Origin of the sequence: Anabaena sp. UHCC 0399 (assembly GCF_034931465.1) — a bacterium.
GTDB classification, from domain to species: Bacteria; Cyanobacteriota; Cyanobacteriia; order Cyanobacteriales; family Nostocaceae; genus Trichormus; species Trichormus minutissimus.
This window is the reverse complement of the sequence record NZ_JAYGGZ010000112.1, coordinates 1-2767: the sequence shown is the minus strand read 5'-3', so window position 1 is coordinate 2767 and position 2767 is coordinate 1. Positions and strand designations below refer to the sequence as shown.

Annotated in this window: 4 protein-coding genes; 1 reads left to right on the top strand and 3 read right to left on the bottom strand. The window is 43.8% G+C overall.

Translation table 11 applies throughout. The features are described from left to right. Positions 1 to 61: 61 nt before the first annotated feature. Positions 62 to 925: a sulfotransferase gene (locus tag VB693_RS28900; protein ID WP_323269275.1), complete on the bottom strand. Its 864-nt coding sequence runs from the start codon at positions 923 to 925 to the stop codon at positions 62 to 64. A 423-nt stretch (positions 926 to 1348) separates the two neighbouring features. Beyond that, positions 1349 to 1879 (bottom strand): adenylyl-sulfate kinase, encoded by a 531-nt coding sequence (gene cysC / locus VB693_RS28895; RefSeq protein ID WP_323269274.1) that lies wholly within the window; start codon positions 1877 to 1879, stop codon positions 1349 to 1351. A 97-nt stretch (positions 1880 to 1976) separates the two neighbouring features. On the opposite strand from cysC, the gene VB693_RS28890 reads away from it, so the two are divergent. After that, positions 1977 to 2153: a hypothetical protein gene (locus VB693_RS28890; RefSeq protein ID WP_323269273.1), complete on the top strand. Its 177-nt coding sequence runs from the start codon at positions 1977 to 1979 to the stop codon at positions 2151 to 2153. Here VB693_RS28890 and VB693_RS28885 read toward each other — a convergent pair. After that, positions 2140 to 2767 (bottom strand): calcium-binding protein (locus VB693_RS28885; protein WP_323269272.1); only part of this gene is annotated, 628 nt, incomplete at its 5' end. The two genes, VB693_RS28890 and VB693_RS28885, sit on opposite strands and share 14 nt — an antisense overlap.

Here is a 2767-nt window from a genome sequence, read left to right as displayed (position 1 = left end):
GCCTGCAAGGAGAGAGGCTTTGATTATTACTCCCCTTCCCTACCAGGGAAGGGGTTGGGGGTTAGGTTTCACGTACATAGCGTGAAAAGTCAGTTGTGTCTGTTGGTTGGGCGACAATCAAATTCGCCAAACTATTGCTAGGATTTGTCCAAAAAGACAACTGATTAAATTGGGTAAATAAATCCGGTGGCAAAATGGTTTGCCTCTCTTGCAACTCGACTTTGGAACGAACTGTGTGCAGTCCTTTCAGGTTGAGTCGGTTGTCAAATTCCGGTGCATCATATTGGACATTTTCAAAGTCATGGTCGAATGGTTCTTCTTCTAAAAATTGATAAATTAAATGCAAGACTTTATCCGGCTTTTGCGCTAATAAGTCGTAATCGACTAACAATAACCGCGAGCTATATTCGCTATAAAAAGCTTCCTTAAGAGCGTTATAGGCAAACCCCACTAACCGTCCCCCTTGGCTCAAGGCTTCGGTACGGGTGTAAACGGTGGCGCGTTCGGTAGGGTTGTTAAATAAGCGAGAAACATCAAAAGAGTTTTTTCTGACTAGCCTTTCGATGCTGTCCATAATCCAAGCCACATTCCGCACACAGCAAATCACCTTTGAGCCGGGAAATAGCTCATGAATTAAGGACAATTTGCTACACCACAAGCGGTTAGTGTCAAAGATGACTTGTTTATCGGCTTGGGACTGGTAAAACGTGGAAAATATAGTTAAAGTTAATGCCCGTTTTTGCTCAGGGGTGATGAAGACAGAATATTCGTTGTCTTCGCTCATGGCTTCCAGCATTCGGTTTACCAGACTACCCACAGGGCTAGACATACTGGCATGAAACTGGGGATTTTGCCGCAGTAAGGCTCCGAGTAAGGTGGAACCGGAACGAGGTAAGCCGGAGATAAAATGGATTTTGGCAGTCATGATGGTTAATTAGCTTGTATTTGTCGCCTAGAGAAATTGAATGTTTCTATAGGCGCGACATTATTTAATAACGAATTAGCATTGAGGTTAAAAAAGCACAGCGCGATCGCCCCCTATGCTGTCTGCATTGGGGGATGAAAGCGAGAGCTTGATAGTCTGCTCGGCTAGGCAATTGTATAAATTTTTAATAGTGAAATGGATTATATAGCGATCGCCCCATTCACCGCATCGGACAAAGATCCTAGTCAAAACTTGGATCTTTGTCCTATATAATTAATACTTATGTTGAATCATGAGAGTGGCGATACTTACGGTGGGCTACGCCAACGCCATCAGCCCATGAAGACTGAGCAAGGCTGATGGGGAGCAACTTCAATGCAACTCAGGTGCAAAAAAGTAGGTATATGAATTTTTCTCGTCAACTTACTGAATATAGCCTTGACATTCTAAGTAGCTAATTACTTGGCAAACACATTTCTCAACTGTAAATTTATCGGTAATACAAATCATCTCTGGATTTAAAGGCTCTTCATAAGGGTCGGATATGCCAGTAAAATGTTTGATTTGTCCTGTCCTGGCTTTGGCGTAAAGTCCCTTAACATCGCGGGATTCGCAAACTGCTAATGGTGCTTGAACGTAAACTTCGATAAAATTGGTGGTTGTTTTTCTTAATTCTTCTCGAATTTCTTGATAGGGACTGATTGCAGCAACGATCGCTACTATCCCATTGCGACTGAGTAAGTTGGCAACAAAACCAATCCGCCGGACATTGATATCTCTATCTTCTTTACTAAATCCAAGTCCTTGAAATAAATGGGTGCGAACGACATCACTATCAAGTAATTCTACTCGGCAACTCCGCGATCGCATCTCTTGGGCAACAGATAAGGCGATGGTTGTTTTACCCGCCCCACTTAACCCTGTCAGCCAAAGAATTAGACCTTGATGATTCATAATTTGCTTTCTTTATCGATGAAACAGTGCGATGTCTACGACGGGCTACGCCTACGCACTTTATATTATTCGTGGATTGCTATGACTTTTTAAGGTTATGACGCTTGTACAAAAGGTGCAAGCCGATGCAACTAAGGTGCAAGTCCATCTTATCAAGGTGCAAGTACATCTCATCAAGGTGCAAGGCAATGCAACAAAGATGCAAGGCAATGCACCTAAAAAAGTTGTCGAGTGGGCAAACATTCGCCCACCCAATACTCTTAAACAGAGATAAAGTTGTTCTGCGTCAGCGTCGTGGTATCAAACCCAGTCAATATCGCTAGAGTTTGATTGCCTAAACTAATCTGATTACCAGAGAAGGACAACTGATTGAAACTCAAGCCAGACAAGCCGATTTTATCGCCCTGACCTAAACTAAAGTCGGTAATTGTTTCCCGACCTGCGGCTTTCTCCAGAACAAAGATATCGCCACCAGTACCGCCAGTCAGATTATCATCACCCTTGCCACCGTTGAGGAAATCGTTACCTGCACCGCCAACAAGTAAATCTTGACCGTTACCACCTAAAAGGCTGTCGTTACCGTCGCCACCATAGAGTTTGTCATCACCGTTATCACCTTCAAGATAGTCGTTACCAGCATCACCATAGAGTGTGTCTTGACCGTTACCGCCATAAAGTTGATCGTTGCCAGTACCGCCATAGAGTAAATCGTCACCATTGCCACCTACAAGGCAGTCATTGCCAGCATTGCCGAAAATGGTATCTTGGGCGTTGAGTCCGTTAATGATATCGTTGCCGGATGTCCCATTGAGGTTATCGTTATTATTAGTGCCGTTGAGGTTGACCCCCACTGCTACTGTTACCATTGCGACATCTGTGCCACCATTC